Annotated in this window: 21 protein-coding genes; 10 read left to right on the top strand and 11 right to left on the bottom strand. The window is 42.5% G+C overall.

The annotated features are described in order from the left end of the window. The 4 genes from RJ01_RS14510 to RJ01_RS14525 form a co-directional block, all read right to left on the bottom strand. Window positions 1-347 (bottom strand): hypothetical protein (locus tag RJ01_RS14510; protein ID WP_162835345.1); only part of this gene is annotated, 347 nt, incomplete at its 3' end. A gap of 395 nt (window positions 348-742) precedes the next feature. Further along, window positions 743-1318, bottom strand: coding sequence for a xanthine phosphoribosyltransferase (locus tag RJ01_RS14515; RefSeq protein ID WP_005233791.1), 576 nt, complete (start codon window positions 1316-1318; stop codon window positions 743-745). A gap of 91 nt (window positions 1319-1409) precedes the next feature. Continuing rightward, on the bottom strand, window positions 1410-2069 hold the full coding sequence (locus RJ01_RS14520; RefSeq protein WP_373686180.1) for a DUF3108 domain-containing protein: 660 nt from the start codon (window positions 2067-2069) through the stop codon (window positions 1410-1412). Window positions 2070-2276: 207 nt separating this feature from the next. Continuing rightward, a complete protein-coding gene (locus tag RJ01_RS14525; RefSeq protein WP_034171610.1) occupies window positions 2277-2963 on the bottom strand; it encodes a hypothetical protein in 687 nt (228 codons plus the stop codon). 262 nt (window positions 2964-3225) lie between these two features. Here RJ01_RS14525 and RJ01_RS14530 point away from each other — a divergent pair, with 262 nt between their 5' ends. Further along, window positions 3226-4083 carry an energy transducer TonB gene (locus RJ01_RS14530; RefSeq protein ID WP_171248485.1) on the top strand — a complete coding sequence of 286 codons (858 nt, stop codon included), beginning with the start codon at window positions 3226-3228 and terminating at the stop codon, window positions 4081-4083. On the opposite strand, the gene RJ01_RS14535 is transcribed toward RJ01_RS14530, so the two are convergent. The 5 genes from RJ01_RS14535 to miaB all read right to left on the bottom strand — a co-directional run bounded on the left by RJ01_RS14535 (window position 4080) and on the right by miaB (window position 8120). Next, entirely contained in the window at window positions 4080-4481 is a 402-nt protein-coding gene (locus RJ01_RS14535) for a hypothetical protein (RefSeq protein WP_034171612.1), read from the bottom strand. The two genes, RJ01_RS14530 and RJ01_RS14535, sit on opposite strands and share 4 nt — an antisense overlap. A gap of 220 nt (window positions 4482-4701) precedes the next feature. Next, window positions 4702-4938 carry a hypothetical protein gene (locus RJ01_RS14540; protein ID WP_052209109.1) on the bottom strand — a complete coding sequence of 79 codons (237 nt, stop codon included), beginning with the start codon at window positions 4936-4938 and terminating at the stop codon, window positions 4702-4704. A 92-nt stretch (window positions 4939-5030) separates the two neighbouring features. After that, on the bottom strand, window positions 5031-5513 hold the full coding sequence (ybeY, locus tag RJ01_RS14545) for an rRNA maturation RNase YbeY (RefSeq protein WP_034171613.1): 483 nt from the start codon (window positions 5511-5513) through the stop codon (window positions 5031-5033). Between the two features lie 34 nt (window positions 5514-5547). Continuing rightward, entirely contained in the window at window positions 5548-6624 is a 1077-nt protein-coding gene (locus tag RJ01_RS14550) for a PhoH family protein (RefSeq protein ID WP_034171614.1), read from the bottom strand. A 38-nt stretch (window positions 6625-6662) separates the two neighbouring features. After that, window positions 6663-8120, bottom strand: coding sequence for a tRNA (N6-isopentenyl adenosine(37)-C2)-methylthiotransferase MiaB (gene miaB, locus RJ01_RS14555; protein WP_005233804.1), 1458 nt, complete (start codon window positions 8118-8120; stop codon window positions 6663-6665). 335 nt (window positions 8121-8455) lie between these two features. Between miaB and RJ01_RS14560 the strand changes: the two genes are divergently transcribed. The 6 genes from RJ01_RS14560 (at window position 8456) to RJ01_RS14585 (ending at window position 13361) form a co-directional block, all read left to right on the top strand. Next, window positions 8456-10390 (top strand): transglycosylase SLT domain-containing protein, encoded by a 1935-nt coding sequence (locus tag RJ01_RS14560; RefSeq protein WP_376738172.1) that lies wholly within the window; start codon window positions 8456-8458, stop codon window positions 10388-10390. Window positions 10391-10424: 34 nt separating this feature from the next. Further along, window positions 10425-11063: a ribonuclease I gene (locus tag RJ01_RS14565; RefSeq protein WP_171248487.1), complete on the top strand. Its 639-nt coding sequence runs from the start codon at window positions 10425-10427 to the stop codon at window positions 11061-11063. 172 nt (window positions 11064-11235) lie between these two features. Further along, on the top strand, window positions 11236-12222 hold the full coding sequence (locus RJ01_RS14570) for a malate dehydrogenase (protein WP_004786815.1): 987 nt from the start codon (window positions 11236-11238) through the stop codon (window positions 12220-12222). A gap of 176 nt (window positions 12223-12398) precedes the next feature. Beyond that, window positions 12399-12677 (top strand): DUF2789 family protein, encoded by a 279-nt coding sequence (locus tag RJ01_RS14575; protein ID WP_005233810.1) that lies wholly within the window; start codon window positions 12399-12401, stop codon window positions 12675-12677. A 46-nt stretch (window positions 12678-12723) separates the two neighbouring features. Continuing rightward, window positions 12724-12987 carry a DUF2789 family protein gene (locus tag RJ01_RS14580; RefSeq protein WP_005233812.1) on the top strand — a complete coding sequence of 88 codons (264 nt, stop codon included), beginning with the start codon at window positions 12724-12726 and terminating at the stop codon, window positions 12985-12987. A 116-nt stretch (window positions 12988-13103) separates the two neighbouring features. After that, window positions 13104-13361, top strand: a complete 258-nt coding sequence (locus tag RJ01_RS14585; RefSeq protein WP_004786809.1) for a DUF2789 family protein — start codon at window positions 13104-13106, stop codon at window positions 13359-13361. A 71-nt stretch (window positions 13362-13432) separates the two neighbouring features. On the opposite strand, the gene RJ01_RS14590 is transcribed toward RJ01_RS14585, so the two are convergent. Continuing rightward, entirely contained in the window at window positions 13433-13960 is a 528-nt protein-coding gene (locus RJ01_RS14590) for a hypothetical protein (protein WP_005233815.1), read from the bottom strand. Between the two features lie 71 nt (window positions 13961-14031). Further along, entirely contained in the window at window positions 14032-14634 is a 603-nt protein-coding gene (locus RJ01_RS14595) for a 2OG-Fe(II) oxygenase (RefSeq protein ID WP_034171617.1), read from the bottom strand. Between the two features lie 113 nt (window positions 14635-14747). Between RJ01_RS14595 and RJ01_RS14600 the strand changes: the two genes are divergently transcribed. The 3 genes from RJ01_RS14600 to RJ01_RS14610 are packed head-to-tail and all read left to right on the top strand — an operon-like array spanning window position 14748 to window position 17568. Further along, window positions 14748-15605, top strand: a complete 858-nt coding sequence (locus RJ01_RS14600; RefSeq protein ID WP_004786802.1) for a 23S rRNA (adenine(2030)-N(6))-methyltransferase RlmJ — start codon at window positions 14748-14750, stop codon at window positions 15603-15605. Window positions 15606-15642: 37 nt separating this feature from the next. Next, window positions 15643-16464 carry a CDP-diacylglycerol--serine O-phosphatidyltransferase gene (pssA, locus tag RJ01_RS14605; RefSeq protein ID WP_034171618.1) on the top strand — a complete coding sequence of 274 codons (822 nt, stop codon included), beginning with the start codon at window positions 15643-15645 and terminating at the stop codon, window positions 16462-16464. Between the two features lie 24 nt (window positions 16465-16488). After that, window positions 16489-17568 (top strand): DUF6670 family protein, encoded by a 1080-nt coding sequence (locus RJ01_RS14610; RefSeq protein WP_034171619.1) that lies wholly within the window; start codon window positions 16489-16491, stop codon window positions 17566-17568. Window positions 17569-17612 lie beyond the last annotated feature (44 nt).

A 17612-nucleotide genomic window follows, 5' to 3' on the forward strand; every position in this document is an offset into this window, starting at 1 on the left:
CTGAATCTGTGTTTGCAATTCAGACACTGATAATCCAGAAACAGATTACGATCTACTGAAACGCCTGCTTTTTTACCTAAGAAGTTTCCGACCACGCCCCCAGTAATGCCTACGCTGATTGCGCCTACGAAGGTTCCAACCGTGCCGCCTACAATTACCCCTAAAGGACCTGCGACTGTACCAATGGCAGCGCCAATTGAAGCGCCAGAGGCTGCGCCACCCACTGTACCGGCCGTGGCACCGGCTGAGGTCATTAAAATACCACCAATTTTTTTCAAATTCTTTTCGTGATCACGTAGCTCAATTTCCGTTGAACCACATTTAGGACATTGCATAGGATTTTCCATCAGCGATTAGTATTTATTCATTTTAAGCAAATGTGTGACATGGGATCTTACTTAGACCAGTAGCTATCCAACACATCCGGCTTAACAGTATGTCGGTTCTGAATATTGAAGTCAGGAACATTCCATACCAATTTGATTCTAGTGGAATTTTATTCAGAGAAGTTTAGCTGAGTTGTAAATACATGCATTTTCCACTTTTATAATTTTTTGCTGGATAAGACGATTAATATGTAGGGTTAAGGTATCAATGCACTTTTTTATGGGTTTAGGCGGGCATTTTTTGTCTAAAGGGTGATGAATCTAAGGTAGATTATATTTGTTCTTAGCTAACCGAAATTAAAAAAATCCAATAAAGAAGAGTGCCGAAGCACCCTTTAAAATATTCATTTGTAAACTTAATCGCGAACAAATTCGACAGTACCATTTGCCAAAGATTTCACACGCGCTAATGATTCAACGCGGTAACCTTTTTCAAGTAACAGGTCACGGCCTGGCTGGAATGATTTTTCAATCACAATTCCGATCCCTACCACTTCAGCATTCGCCTGATGAATCAAGTCAGCAAGACCAAGTGCTGCCTGACCATTTGCCAGGAAGTCATCGATTACTAAAACTTTATCAGTTGAGCTGATGTGTTTGTTTGAAATGGCAATCGTGCTTTCAGTCTGTTTGGTAAATGAAAATACTTTAGAACGGTATAAATCATCTTTTAAAGTGAGAGACTGGTATTTACGTGCAAAAATCACTGGAACACCAAGCTCTAAGCCTGCCATGACTGCAGGTGCAATACCCGATGCTTCAATGGTAATAATTTTGGTAATACCAGCATCTTTAAACAGACGCGCAAATTCCTGACCAATTTGCTGCATCATGATTGGATCAATTTGGTGATTTAAGAAAGAGTCAACTTTCAAAACTTCTTCAGATAGAACGATACCTTCGGCTAAGATTTTCTGTTCTAGTGCGTGCACGGGAGAATCCTCAAGAGCAGGTGCTTTTTAAAGCAAAAGCGTATTGTAAAAAGCACCCAAAAAAAATCAAGCGAAATTCACCAAAAAAACCTTAGTTCGTTTTACCGTTATAGCCGGTCAGCAGTAAACCGTAAGAGGTTTTCTTATCGACATGCGATACTTTAACTGGTAAGTAGTCCAGTTTCGGTGCTAACCAGAAAGTAGTTTCACGGCCTGGTTTGTTGTGCTTAATCACTACTTTAATGGTACTAAATGAACCATATTTGGTGCTTACCGTTTCTGTACCTTGTTTGACGAATTTACGGCCTTCCACCTCTTTGGCATCAGCAATGTAGTAATTCGATTTTAATCCACCATTTTTCAGGTCTTCACGAATCTGCAATTCAGCATTTAGCTCATCCAGTACATCTGCTCTCCAGGCAAAAGAACGTTTTTCATCATCCTTCTTGGTACTGATCGTTTTGCTAGAAGGATTAAAGTTAATACTCATGGTGTTGCTATGCACCAGAATCTTACTGGTACGGCTGAAACTGCTTGAACCAATCTTGCCATTATTAAAAGTGAAACGGCTGGTTTCAGTTGCTGAAGCTACACCACCTGCTTTAGCTGCAAAAACATAGGTCCAGTTATTACCAGATTTGCTCAAGGTACGGGTAGCAGAACCCATATTTTTTCCATTGTAGCTAAACTGATAATTGGCTTGGAAAGGCGCCATGGCGAAGGTCTGGGTGGATAAACCAGTAAGTACCATTGCGGTAGTCAAGCCTGCAGTCACACCTAAAGTTTTGAATACAGTTTTCGCCATAACAAATTGTCCTGTGTAATTTCAGATAAAATTGATCACTTTCCACTTTTTATTATTTGGTCAAAATGTGGAAAATGAAGGGAGATTTTCAATAAAAATGTATATTTCATGTAGTTGCTGGCGTATTTGTTTAGGTATTGAATTACACACAGTTTAAGTCGGTTCTTTCTGTTTGATCGGTGTAACTTTATTGTCATCCATGTCGTCTTCATCCCATTTCTCTTCTTTTTCCTGAGAAAGCTTTCTGAACAGGGCTGCAAGATTCACATTACCGATCACGACCAGTTCAGCTTCACGAAGTACTGCATGGTTCACATGAACCTTACCAAGTGTCTCAATCACCGAGCGGTTTTTACTTAACCAGCGATTCAGATCCAGATGCAATAAATCATCTTTTACTTTAATGACGCCGAGTTTTTCCAGAATCATGCCAAGAGGATCCTTATTCAGCACGCGCTGATAGAAAAACAGGGCAAATCGTACCCCTAGTTTATAAAAGACATTTGGGTATTTGGCTTCGATCAACTGGGTATCACTGATCTGTTCAAATACGATGAGCTGCGTATTCTTATTCAGCTCCATTTGCACCAGTTTTAAATCAACCGATAAGGTCACGTTCAGACCTTTATAGTCCAGCGTGGCATAGAGTCGTAACCAGTCATCATGCAGATCGGCATGCAGATCTTTCAGCATGGAAACATTGTCAGTGACAAAACGTTGAAATGTCGCATTCAGGAAAACTTGAGACAAAGGGAATTCGCGTTCATCCTCAATAAATCCTTCCGCCTTTTGATACGCCTGGCGAAGTTTATTAGAAATATTGGAAATTAGCGTTTGCATCTTTAAGCATCCTGGCAACTATATGTTTTAATTCGAAGTGTATCTTGTCGAATTGTATAAAAAATACAAGAGTTTCAGCTTGCAGTTTAGCAAAATAAATAGCACCATTTTTAGGGTTTTAGTTATGTAACGTTGAAGATTTGATAGGTTTGGCATTTTTAAAAGAAAAATGCAAAGCTGTTTATTTTTTAATTTTTAAAAATGCTGTTTGAGGGATGAACTCAAGTCTGGGTTCGTAGCGATGAGATCAACCATGATATTAATGCCTCTGGTCAAAGCCTGGTGGAAAGATCCAATTTTTAATAGCGCCGTATTTGTAGCTGTTATTTTGCATGTGATTTTTCTCACGCTGAAATTTGGTATGCCACAAGATCAGGAGAGCATGACTAAAGAAATTGCAGTCAGTATTCGTCAAACTGATGAAAAAATTGAGCATGCAGATTTTCTGGCTCAAACTGACCAGCAAGGTTCAGGTAAATTTCGTGAAGTACATCGTATGTCGAGCGATATGCCTGCACCGTTGATGGAGCAAAAGACCGGAGAAGAGCAGCAAGAAAGTCCGGACATGTTGCAACAGCAGCGCGAATTAAGCTTTGAAGAAAAAGTACTGATGACGACTTTAAGCTGGCAAAAACAGGCAGAAGAAAATCAGCGCAAAAAAATGCAGGAACAGTTACAAAGTCAGTTTCAGGCCAAAGCCGCTATGGTAGCCAGTCTTGAAGCCCAATATCTGCAACGACAACAAAACTTCAGTCGTCAGCAAAAAATTAAAACCGTAGATGGTATCCAGTCCAAACAGGATGTCTCTGCTGCTTATCTGGAAAAATTCCGTCAAAAAGTGGAGTTCTATGGTAACCGCTATTATCCAGACGCGGCCAAACAGCAGAATCTGGCAGGAGAGGTGCGTTTGATGGTGATCTTAAACCAGAACGGCGGAATCCGTGCAATTCGCTTAATTGACAGTTCAGGGCATAGCTTGCTAGATGAAGCTGCAAAATCTTCAGTACGCAAGGCAGCACCGTTCGGAGCATTTGATGCCAAGATGTCGGATATTTCCGAGTTACGAATCATTCGAACCTGGCGTTTTGATCCGGCTGAAGCGGAGTTTGAGGTGCGTTAATCCGGGCGCTTCGCCTGTATATAACTACCTTGCTGAGTTCCATCGTCCCAGACTACATTTAAATGGTTTTCATCTATGGCTAGATATTTGGGAAATATCATTAAGTCTTGGTACTTTGGATCTGCTTTTAAGCCAATGCATTCTTTATTCTGCCACCATGTTCCTTCGGCAAATTGATCCAGAGCACCATAGGCCAGATACCATTTAAAGGTACCATCTGCTTGCAGAAGCAACTCCGAACCTAATTCCATAACTCCATTCAAATAATAATGGCCTGACCATGAGCTTTGGTTCTGTTGAAATTTAATTTTTGGGCACATGGGAATTGAGTGGGCATAAAGTAGTGAACACAGCCAGGGAGAGAAAATAAGTAATGCAGTCGAGAACAATCTTTTCATTACGTTCTCCTAAAATTTTTGAAGCACAGTTCTTCGTTAAAGTTCATTATGTGCTTATGGATTTCTGGAAGAAATCATGAATGCGTAAGCAGATATTTTTTAAAACTCTGTATCTAAGAACAGATCAAGAAAAAAATAAATAAGGATCGATGAGTATTTAATTTAAATGTACATCATAGCGCCGTAAAACTTCACAGACTTCCATGCTGAAATATGTATATCAGCTATTTTTCCCTAGCTCTTGAGCAGCCTGATGTTCAGCATCTGCATGCCAGGCGCGAATATCATGAAGACTGTTCCAGTAAGAAAGCGCAATTTCCTGAGTACCTTCGGTTAAGGCTTCAAAATACTGGCACTGAAATTGTGAAAGGGCTCTTTCTCTCATTCGCTGGGCTGTTTCAAAATAATACTGATCTAATTCTTTAATTTGCGCTTTGAAAATCACGACATATTGCATAGTGGTTTTTATTTTATTTCTTAAATTGAGCTTATTATGAAGTGAATAAAATGAAAAAAGCGAGCCTTGGCCCGCTTTTTAATTGTTGAATTTTAATCTCTTTCCAGATAGGGATTAGCAATACCCAGTTTATCCAGAATCTCGATTTCAATGCCTTCCATTTCTTCAGCATCTTCCTCTGACGTTTCATGGTCATAACCCATCAGATGCAAAGTGCCATGTACCAGCATATGGGTGAAATGGATCAATGGAGCTTTGTCCTGTTCAGCAGCTTCACGCAGCACTACTGGAATACAAATCACCAGATCACCGATCGGGAAAGCATCCAGAACCTGTGCCATTTCATCTGGAAGTTCACTTGGAAAAGACAGGACATTGGTCGGTTTATCCTTGCCGCGATATTCCAGATTGAGTTTATGACTTTCGTCATTATCGACACAGGCAATGCCAATTTCACAATCACTTTGGGTACCGATATGGCGCAAAGTGGTTTCTACAACTTTTTTAATATAGGCACGTTTCAGCACCAGTTCTGGTGACTGAAAGTCCTGTTGCAGGGAGAGACTAAGTTTCAACGTGAATCCTTAAAAATTAAATAACAATGCAGCGTTAATGCTGTGCATCAGCCGCAGCATCATTCTCGGCTATCAAGGCTTCCTGACGGGCTTTACGCTCAGCACGAGCCTCAGCGCTTAAACGCTGCTGTTCACTGTCCCAGCCTTCGTAGGCTTCAACAATTTTCTGAACCAGCTGGTGACGCACGACGTCACGAGAATGGAAACGGGTAATATGAATCTCAGGGATTTTATCAATCACACGTAAGGCATGTGCCAGACCAGACTGCTGACCACGTGGTAAATCCACTTGAGTCACATCACCAGTAATCACTGCACGTGAACCAAACCCTAAACGGGTCAGGAACATCTTCATCTGTTCAGGTGTGGTGTTCTGGGCTTCATCCAGAATCACAAAAGAATGATTCAGGGTGCGACCACGCATATAGGCGAGCGGTGCAACTTCAATAATCTGACGTTCGATCAGCTTGGCCACTTTTTCAAAGCCGAGCATTTCATACAGGGCATCATAAAGGGGACGCAAATACGGGTCGATCTTCTGGGTTAAATCCCCCGGCAGGAAGCCGAGTTTCTCACCTGCTTCAACTGCAGGACGAACCAGTAGGATACGCTGGATTTCATTACGCTCCAGCATATCTACAGCGGCTGCAACGGCGAGATAGGTTTTACCAGTACCCGCAGGACCAATACCAAAGGAAATATCACTTTGCAGAATACGCTGTACATAACGTTTCTGGTTGGCACCGCGCGGATTGATTCGGCCTTTTCGAGTCTGCAGCCAGACATTGTCCAGACCGGTATGTTCCTGTCCTTCTAGGTTCTCCTGGAGTTCACGATCGGTCTGGCTACCTTGAATCATCATATGCAAAGTATCTGCACTGATCTGCTGGCTATGTTCAGATTCTTCATGAAGACGTTGCAAGAGCATTTCGGCTCTCTCAACGGCATCGATTCCACCATCGATAAAGAAACTTTCACCTCGGTGGGAAATTTTGACGTCTAAACGTTGTTCAATTTGTTTCAAATGACCGTTATAGGCACCTAAGACGGCTTGTAAATGGTCCATCGAAATTCCAGGAAAAGCTACTGTACGTCGGATCGTTGCAGTCAAGAGTGTTCCTTTTAGAAGTGTACGTTATATGCTCTACATTACGCCACGTCAGGCTCAAGATTCAAGAGCTCACCGTAAACTAAATTTAAAGTTTTAATTTCGGTAATTTCGATCTCTGCAAAACGTCCTACCCACGATGCATCGCCAATAAAGGTGACATAACGGGTGTTGTCTGCTGTACCGACCAGAACGTTCGGATCTTTATCAGAAACTTTCTCAACCAGTACGCGCTGGACTGTACCGAGCATGGCATCTGTTTTACGAATACTGGACTGTTTAATCCAGTCCTGAACTTTGGCCAAGCGTTCTTTTTTCACCTGTTCAGGTGTCGTATCTTCCAGCTCTGCGGCAGGGGTGCCCGGACGTTTGGAATAAACAAAACTATAAGAATGGTCGAAATCCAGATCCTGAATAAACTGATAGGTTTCTTCGAAGTTCTCATCGGTTTCGCCCGGGAAGCCGATAATAAAGTCTGAAGATAAATGCATGTCTGGGCGAACTTTACGTAACTTTTCAATTTTCTCGATATACACATCAATGGTGTGGTTACGTTTCATCGCCTGCAATACGTCATTGGAACCGCTTTGTACCGGCAGATGCAGATGCGACACCATCTGTGGCAGGTCACGGTAGCACTGGATCAAATCATCATTGAATTCCAGTGGATGCGAAGTGGTATAACGAATACGACCAATACCCGGAATTTCTGCAACCAAGCGTAACAGATCGGCAAAAGTACAGATTTTACCGTCGAAGGTTTCACCGCGATAGCCATTTACGTTTTGACCGAGCAGCGAAATCTCACGCACGCCTTTTTCTGCCAAGCCAGCAATTTCTGCCAGAACGTCATCCAGTGGACGAGACACTTCTTCGCCACGTGTATATGGAACTACACAGAAAGAACAGTATTTTGAACAGCCTTCCATGATCGAAACAAAGGCTTTATAACCTTCAACACGTGGTTCAGGCAGGAAGTCAAATTTTTCGATGTCCGGGAACGAAATATCCACCAGCTTGATTTTTTCTTTTTTCGGTTTTTCGACCTGCTCAAAATGCTGGTCCAGCATTTGTGGTAAACGGTGCAGAGTTTGCGGACCAAAAATCATGTCTACATAATTGGCACGTTTCTGGATATTGTCACCTTCCTGAGAAGCCACACATCCACCGACACCAATAATCAGATCCGGATTTTTTTCTTTCAGCTTGCGCCAGCGGCCCAATTCTGAGAATACTTTTTCTTGTGCCTTTTCACGGATCGAGCAGGTATTCATCAGCAGAATATCCGCTTCTTTAGGATCGGTGGTCAGCACATAGCCATGGGAATCGCCCAGCAGATCTGCCATACGGTGACTGTCATACTCATTCATCTGACACCCTTGCGTTTCGATATACAGTTTTTTAACTGAATCGTCGATGGCTGGGGTGTGCGCTGGCTGGGTAACAGTGTTTTCTGAGGCAGCTGGGGCACCATTCGGAATGAAGGTTTGAACCGTCATGTAGGCTCCTACAAGGTAATACGTCGAAAGAGTGAACGAATAATCCGCTTGCATAGACAAACGGGTAAATAAAAATTCAATTCACGTTCTGAAATCTTTTAAAAGGCGCATATTTTAGCAGGAAAGTCGCTTAAACTTATAGCCTAAAATGCGGCTGGGAAAATATTGATTTATGGACAAAAAGTGTCTGAAAATTAATATTGTCTAATCATAAGGTTACATAAGTGAACAATACAGTGGGTTATAATTTTTCGGCTAACTCTTATGATAGGCAATAGGGGCGGGGCGAAAAATCGATGATAGAAGGCAAATTGATGTTTAAACACACTAAAAATATGAAGAAATATTATAAATTACTAAGCTTGAGTGTGGCGTGTCTGTGTTCAATGAGTGCGCAGGCAGCAGAAGAACAATTTAATGATGCCTTACGCGCGGCAAATACTGGAAATATCGGACAATTACAACAATATCAGTCTGCCATGCAAAATGATGCCTTGGGCTATTATCCTGAATACTGGATTCTGAACCAGAACCTTGGCTCCCAACCTGCCAGTCAAATTATCAGTTTCGCCCAACGCTATCCTCAATCGGCTATGGCAGAAAAACTTGCAGCCGATTATGTCGAAGAAAAAGTCAAAATGGCTGACTTTGCCACTGCACAACCTGTACTACAATATGTCACCAATGCCGATCCAGCTGAAGCCTGTGCAGTTGCGCAAGTCCGTGCCAAAAGTGGCGATCAGCTGGTCTATGCTGAATTTAAAGATGTCTGGCTGACCACCAATTCTCAACCTGAGTCTTGTACGGGCTTAGGACGAATGATGCTATCCAGTCCTCTAATGACCAATGAAGACCGCCAGCAGCGTTTGTGGGTGCAATTACGTGCTGGTCAGTCTGGACAGGCAATTGCCACTGCACAAGGTTTAGGGCTTAACCTGTCTCTAGCTCAGCTCAATACAATTCAGGCCAATCCAACCAATTACTTATGGTCAGCCCCTAAAAGTACTGCCACTGATCATGCCTATCTGATTTATGCGTTGGGGCGTCTGGCAGACAGTGATCTCGATTCAGCAATGTCCATTGTAAAACGTACTGCTGAAGGTACGCCGGTACAAGTACAAAAAACACTATTCAGAACTGTTGGTTATATTGGCGGCACTACGGTAATGAAAAATAATTTTAACCGTGAAGTGCTGAACTATCTGGATGCCAGCTATGGTTTGCCATTTAGTCCAGAAGAAGCCGAAATTTATGCCCGTCAGGCGATTCGTTTTAGTGCCTGGGAAAGTCTGATTCGTGCCATTGATGCAATGAGTGTGAACCAGAAACAGGAAGACCGCTGGCAATACTGGCTGGCACGTGCCAGTGAACAGCGCACAGATCGCGCTTCAAAACAGGCAGCAGAAAGTATCTATAAAAAACTGGCGGTCGGTGAGGATTATCATAACCTGCTAGCGCGAGATAGATTAGGCCAATTAACGGCTTCTACACCGAATTCAGCACAGCCATCCAGTCAGGCCATGCAACGCCTGAACCAGGATATCCATTTCCGCCGTGCCTTTGCCTTACGTAATATTAATGCACCAGAGAATTATATTAACCGTGAATGGAACTGGGCAGTGCGTCAGGCTTATTTAAGAAAAGATGACGATTTACTGTTGGCAGCAGCCAAACGCGCGATGGATATGGGGTGGTATGACCGTGCCATTTATGCAGCGGATCGTACTGCGGACAAGCATAATTACAATTATCGTTATCCAATGCCACATCAGAATTATGTGGTGAGCCATAGCCGTAATGCCGGCATTGATGCTGCCTGGGCTTATGGTTTGATGCGTCAGGAAAGCCGGTTTAATACCGGCGCACGCTCTCATGTAGGCGCTGGTGGTTTGATGCAGATCATGCCGGACACCGCCAAACTGGTCGCTCGTCAAATGGGTGAGACCCATAACCCGGCAGCCTTAAGTGATATGAACACCAATATCCGTTACGGAACTTACTATTTATCAACAATTCAGCGTCAATTGAGCAATAGTCCAGTACTGGCTACAGCAGGTTATAATGCCGGCCCGAACCGTGCCCGCCGTTGGCAACCCGAATTCCAAAGTATTGCTGCGGATCAATATACCGAAACCATTCCTTTACTGGAAACGCGAGATTATGTGAAACATGTCATGACGAACGCGACATATTACGGTATTTTATTGGGACAGGGCGCACAATCGGTCGGTAAGCGTATGCAAGCCATTCCGTTACGTAATACACCATAGTATTCAAAAAATCTAAGGGAAGGATAGTTTGTTGATCAAGGGAATAAGGGGTGCTCAAATTTCTGCTGGATGGGCTGCGCTTTTATTTTTAGCAGCAAGTCCAGCTGCCTTTGCATTGCCAACGGGTTACGTCATGGACATCCAGATGGTACCGGCACTTTGCAGTCTGGATTCGGCCTACAGTAAAAAAAGAAAATGTCTTGAAGGTTATTCCCTAAATATTTCTGGTCTCTATCCTCAAACCACATCGACACATTGCACTACTACCAGTTCTGCGAAGTTACCGCCTTTGCAGGCTAAAGTGGTGGCCCGTATCATGCCGGATGAAAATACCCGCGCATTGCTCTGGCATAATATTGGCGGCTGTATTCCGATGAATGCTACACAGTATTTTCGTACGGTGATCAATCATGCTGATCGTCTGAAAGTTCCTGAAGAACTCACCGAGCAGGAAAGTCATACCGTTTCCATTGATATGCTGCGTTCCAAATTTCTGAAAATCAATCCGCAACTGCCTTCAACAGCATTGCGCTTTAACTGTCATCAGACCCGCGCATCCAGCCTGCTGACCTCGATTCAGGTCTGTTATAACGCCAATGGGGGCTATAAAGGCTGTCCTGCAAACATTATTAATACATGTCCAAAAACTGTTACAATAAAAGGGACATACTAAGCCTTTTAGTCAAATTAATTTATATTTCCTATCATACTTTTGTTGAAATCCATTCTCTTTTACATGCATCTCGAAGAGGATTGGAGTACAATCTTTGCCGTTTATGATTATTAAGATTAGATAGAACAGCTATTTAATCATTATGACGATCCTCTCAATTGGAGATAATTACATGAAGCAACCTGTTCGCGTTGCCGTTACTGGCGCTGCTGGTCAAATTGGTTACAGCCTATTATTCCGTATCGCAAGCGGTGAAATGCTTGGTAAAGACCAACCAGTTATTCTTCAATTATTAGAAATTCCTGTTGAGAAAGCTCAGCAAGCGCTTAAAGGCGTAATGATGGAACTAGACGACTGTGCTTTCCCATTATTGGCGGGCATGATCGGTACTGATGATCCTAAAGTAGCTTTCAAAGATGCAGATTATGCTCTATTAGTTGGTTCACGTCCACGTGGTCCTGGTATGGAACGTGCTGACCTTCTTAAAGTAAACGGCGAAATCTTCATTGGTCAAGGCCAAGCATTGAACGAAGTTGCTAGCCGTGACGTTAAAGTTCTTGTTGTAGGTAACCCTGCAAACACTAACGCTTACATCGCAATGAAATCTGCTCCAGATCTTCCAGCGAAAAACTTCACAGCAATGTTGCGTCTTGACCACAACCGTGCATTAACTCAACTTGCTCAAAAAGCAGGTGTTGCAGTTTCTGACATCGAAAACATGACTGTTTGGGGTAACCACTCTCCAACTATGTATGCTGACTACCGTTTTGCTAACGTAAACGGCGAAAGCTTGAAAGACAAAATCAACGATGCAGCTTGGAACAAAGACGTATTCCTTCCAACTGTTGGTAAACGTGGTGCTGCGATCATCGAAGCACGTGGTCTGTCTTCTGCTGCTTCTGCTGCGAACGCTGCAATCGACCATATGCGCGATTGGGCTCTTGGCACAAACGGCAAATGGGTAACTATGGGTATTCCTTCTGACGGTTCTTATGGTATCCCTGAAGGCGTAATGTTCGGTTTCCCTGTAACTACTGAAAACGGTGAATACAAAATCGTTCAAGGTCTTGAAATCGACGAATTCAGCCGTGAACGTATCAATGTTACACTGAACGAGCTTGAAGAAGAGCGCGCTGCAGTTGCTGACATGATCAAATAATTTAATCTTTTAAGATTAAGTTAAAAAAGCACTCCATTTGGGGTGCTTTTTTACTGCTATTTCTACAAAATTTAAAGAACAAAAAATAACATCTTGTGAAGGAGGGACAACTGAACTTTGCGAGTAGCTCATCTAGTTTAATAAGAAGAATCATCAACAAAAGAGGAGGTACTGAGATGTTAGAGCAGCGACCTACCATGGAACTTTTTTTTGAGCAACTCGGCTTGGATTCAAGCCCGGAAGCAATCGATGAATTTATTAAAACCCATCAGATTGGGATGGATGTCCCCTTACATAAAGCTCCTTTCTGGACCAAAAACCAACATGATTTTCTGATTGGCCACTGGAAAGAAGATGATGACTGGGCAATTTTCGTAGATGTACTCAATGAGCAATTGCATATTGAGGCAGAAGGGAGTGGTTCTTGTGATCTGCCTTCTTCTAAGCATCAATAATATTTTCAAATCAATGAACTGATTATTTTTATGATGGAGTGAACGAATGGTATTAGAACAGCAAGTGACTTTAGAATTATTATTTGAGCAATTAGGCTTGCCTGCTGATGAAGCATCAATTGATGAATTTACCAAAAATCATCAGCTACCATCAGACGTGATTTTGCCGGATGCAGATTTCTGGAATGAGGGGCAAAGCGCTTTTCTTCGCGAACACTGGCATCAGGATGATGAATGGATCGTAATCATTGATAAACTGAACCAGCTTTTACATGTTGAAAGTGATAAAGAAGGCCCTGAAAGCAATTAAAGTTTCTTTATACAAAAAGACACAACAAAACCTAGTCCTTTGACTAGGTTTTTTTTATCTTATCTTATAAGTTAGTCCTATAAATAACTACAATATATCTGATATAAGGAGGGCATATGCTCGGGAAGAACCAACCATCCTTAGAAATGTTATTTTCTCAACTCGGCCTAGCTAACAGCCCGGCGGCCATCGAGCTTTATGTGCGTACTCATCAGCTACCTGCCCATATGTCATTGCATGAAGCACCTTTCTGGAATAAGGCGCAGCGTTCGTTGCTAATTAGTCATCTGGTACAAGATGATGACTGGGCAATCTGGATTGATGAACTGAATCAGCAATTGCATCTGGATGCAGATCGACGCCGTTTGGCTTGAGTAAATTAAATTAATTCATAAAAAATGCCTCATCAATATGAGGCATTTTTATAAGAACAGATTTCGTTTTTCTAATGCATACGGCTACGCAGAATCTGAATAAACCATTCCAGTTGACGATATTCATCAAATGCCGGATGCTGGCCTACCAGTTCATGGTCAAAATGGGCCGTTTTGCTGTATTTATTTAACCAGTGACGAGTCATGGCAGGTTCTTTCTTACTAGCAGATGCATAAGCTAAGAAGAAATAAATATCCGCATGCTCATAATTGGTCATTGGTTTTAGAATCTGCTGGGTAATGAGCGCATAACGATCTTCTTTGGTCAGCTCAAAGTAGATCATATAGGCTTTGGCCAGATGCAAAGACAGATTGATATATAAATCAAGTGGCATTTCTTCAAATTCAATCCGGCCTTGCTCCAGCAGAACAATCGCTTCTTGCAGGAAATGAACCTGCTCCTGACGTAACTGGCTGATGGTCACCAGTTGCAGACGAAGATCAGCCCGTTCAAGCGCCAACTCAGGCGTATTGCCATTTAAAAATAGCTGATCTGTTTCACCAATGCGTGCAATGATCTCTTTGGGGGTTGGTCGCATGAACGCAGTCCTCATATCTCAATGATTGCTATATGAGGCTGAAAATTGAAATTTAAAGCGTGGAAAAAAGATTAGAGCAAATGGGTATCACTTCTTAGCCAGGCAGTGATTGATAAACGCTGGTGTTTGGCTTTTAAAACTTCATGCATTAAATCACTTTGGAAGAAGGCAATACGGTTTGGCTTAGGCTGGATAATATGCCATTGATCATTTTTATCCTGCAAATGTAGTTCGCCGCCCCAGTTATCTTGCCAATCATCATGTAAATAATAAACCGCAGAAATCATCCGGCCATTCTTGCCTTGAGGATTATCGCGATGCAGGGCATAGAACTCACCTGCGTTATAGCAGGCAAAATGGGCTTCCACATTTTTAATGCCGAGGAAGAAAGCGCGGTTCAGCTCATGACCTAAGGCCTGTAAGGTTTGCACATGCTGGTTAGAAATTTCCAGATCTTCATTGAGCCAGAGAATGTGATCACTGCGGATATTGCTAACTACGCCATTCTGAATGGCTGCATCACGAAAGCGTTCCAGATTGCTGGTACATTCAGCAATCAGCTGTTCAACATAGGATGGGGCATAAGCATTGTCGATCATGCTAAAACCATGCTGATCTAGATCATCAAGAATCTGATCAACTGGCCAGGTTGCCGGGAGTTGAACTGCTTCCATAGAAACTCACCTAGAAGGGTAAATTGGGGTTGCGCTATTCTATGTAAGAATCGGGTCTGAACGAAACTATTTTTCATGTTAAAATAGCGGTTGATATTAGGAATTAATGAAACATGAATTACCGTCACCATTACCATGCTGGCAACTTTGCCGATGTCATGAAGCATGTATTGCTGCTTCAATTATTGACTCGACTCAATGCAAAAGATAAACCATATCGCTATGTGGATACACATGGTGGTGCAGGTAAATATGATTTATCCACCTCTGAAGCACAAAAGTCAGGGGAATTCCTGAACGGTATTCATCGCCTGATTAAGCTGGATGATTCGGTCAAGCGTAATGCACCAGAAGGTGTACAACAATATTTAAAAATTGTTGAGAAAATGCGTGAAAACTTTGGTAAAGGTGCATATCCGGGTTCACCCTGGTTTGCGCTGGAAGGCATGCGTGAAATTGACAAGGCCACCATTTTTGAAATGCAGCGTGATGTGTTTCAGCAGCTACGTCATAACATTTTCGATAAACGTGCCGGTCTGCATGAGCGTGATGCGTATGAAGGCTTGCTCGCAGTCATTCCACCGAAAGAAAAACGTGGTCTGGTCATGATCGATCCGCCTTATGAGTTGGAGCGTAAAGACTTCCCTCAATTGGTTGAATTATTGGTTGCTGCTTATAAAAAATGGCCGACAGGCGTATTTGCAGTTTGGTACCCAATTAAAGACCGTGCCATGATTGAGCGTTTCGAGAAGAAAATGTTCAAGACCGGGATTCGCCGTCAGTTGGTATGTGAAATCTGTGTATGGCCGGATGATACGCCGGTGGGTTTAAATGGTTGTGGTTTACTGGTGATTAACCCACCTTGGAAGTTCTCTGAAGATGCAGACGAAGCGCTGCAATGGTTATTCCCGCATTTGCGTATGCAAGAAAATGGCGGTCATGCTGCAGTTCGTTGGTTAGTAGGCGAATAATATTTTAAAGATCGGGTCATAGTTAGGATCGACAAGAATGACAAGTACAAATAAGCCGGAACACGAATCTTCTGAAGATTTGCCATTTGATGGCATCACCTTCGAGGTGGAAGAGGTAGAGCATACCCAGGAAGGGCAAAGAGTTAAGCGTCGAGGTATCTATCTATGGCCTAATTTGATTACAACCGCTGCGTTGTTATCAGGCTTTTACTCGATTATTGCCAGCATGAATGGCGAGTTTCAGCAAGCTATTTATGCGATTTTCTTGGCGGCTTTGTTTGATGGTCTCGATGGTCGTGTGGCAAGAGCGATTGGGGCACAAAGTCCATTCGGTGAACAGTTTGACTCACTATCCGATATGCTGGCATTTGGGGTGGCACCGGCTATTTTGATGTATAGCTGGGGATTAAGTGACTTAGGCCGTATCGGGCTGGCGGCATGTTTTGTCTATACCGCATGTGCGGCTTTCCGTCTGGCACGCTTTAATGTTCAGATTGGCGTAGTGGATAAGCGGTACTTTATTGGCGTTGCGAGTCCATTAGCAGCCGTCATTATTATTTCACTGGTTTGGGTGGGATTGGATTTCCCGGCTGTGTTTGATATTCGTGACTTTACTGTACAAATCGTTAATGCTGCGATTATTGTAATCGTGGGCTTGTTGATGATTTCTAATATCAAATACTATTCATTTAAAACTGTAGAGCGTAGACGAGTACCGTTTTTCGTGTTGCCAATCGCAGTGTTTATCTTTGCAGCGATGACTTATAATATTCCAGTGGGGATTCTCGTGATCTCCGTCATCTATGCCTTGTCTGGTTTCCTTACAACCTTTATGGCAAAAAGACAGAGTACCTTATAACAATATAAAAATAAGGAGTTTGAGATGCAGTTTCTTCAAGATTTTCTAGATCGTTCGAAACAGCTGAATCAGACTCCTGCTGTTTCCCCGCATAATCTTGCCTATCATGGGCCAAACCAGAAATATAAAATTATTCATCAAGGTTTGACACTTCCTGATCTGCCTGCACCCCTTCATTATCTTAACTTTTTGAGTATCATCGGTCAGCCTAATGCACCGATGTTGGCAAACCCGAGTGCTATTCAAACCAATGCACTGGATACAGTCACAGTAATCTGTAGTACCAGTCCGCATATGGCAGGACAATTAAATTGCTATTCAATCAAAAAGGATTGCAAGTTTCAGTATGGCCTGTTTCAGTTTCTGGATCGTGAAAAACTGACAGGCGACTTTCCGCATTTTCGTTTACAGCGTTTTGATTCTGAACTGAGCTTTGATCTCAGCATCCATACGACCAATCTAATTTCACACTTCACCCAAATGCGCTTTGCACTGGCTGATCATTGGTCTTTGCTGTGTTATTGTCAGGGTACCTTACATTATAAAGATCAGAAATATCTTATTGAGAGCTTAGGCAGTTTTGAGTTCGCACGAAGCTTTAATTTTCCCTATTTGCCTTTAGCCTTTCTGACTTATCAGATTATTAACCTGAGTGAAGGACGACAATTATTGCTGGCACAAATTCGGGATAGTTTGAACAGCATTGTGCAGTCACGAATTTATCTGCGTGACCTGAAAAATATGACCAGTCAAATGTTCGATCAAAAAGTCTATTTCAAGGTGCATCGGGTTTATCCGAGTGTGACTACCCCAAATGGGCAAAAGATGTATCTACCGCGTGAGTTTGAATGGTGCTATGAAGATGGCAAAGGAACACAGATCTGGTTGCAAGGACAAAGCCGGGGAGATTTCAAATTTGGTCTGGCTGCGGGTTATGTTGGAAGCTTTAATTACGAAGTCAGAATTAATGGCAAGACTGAGTATGGAGAAGGAGGCTATTGTGAATATATAGATTGCCGCTCCTTGCGCTTTCAGGAACACGATAAAAAAGAGAAATTATTAAGTACATTGGCCAATCCTGTACCTTTAATGCTCAAAAAATAGGGAAAATCGGCATTTTTGTAGAAATAATAATCAACTGAAGTATT

It is taken from the genome of Acinetobacter sp. YZS-X1-1 (assembly GCF_000804305.1).
Lineage (GTDB): Bacteria > Pseudomonadota > Gammaproteobacteria > Pseudomonadales > Moraxellaceae > Acinetobacter > Acinetobacter variabilis.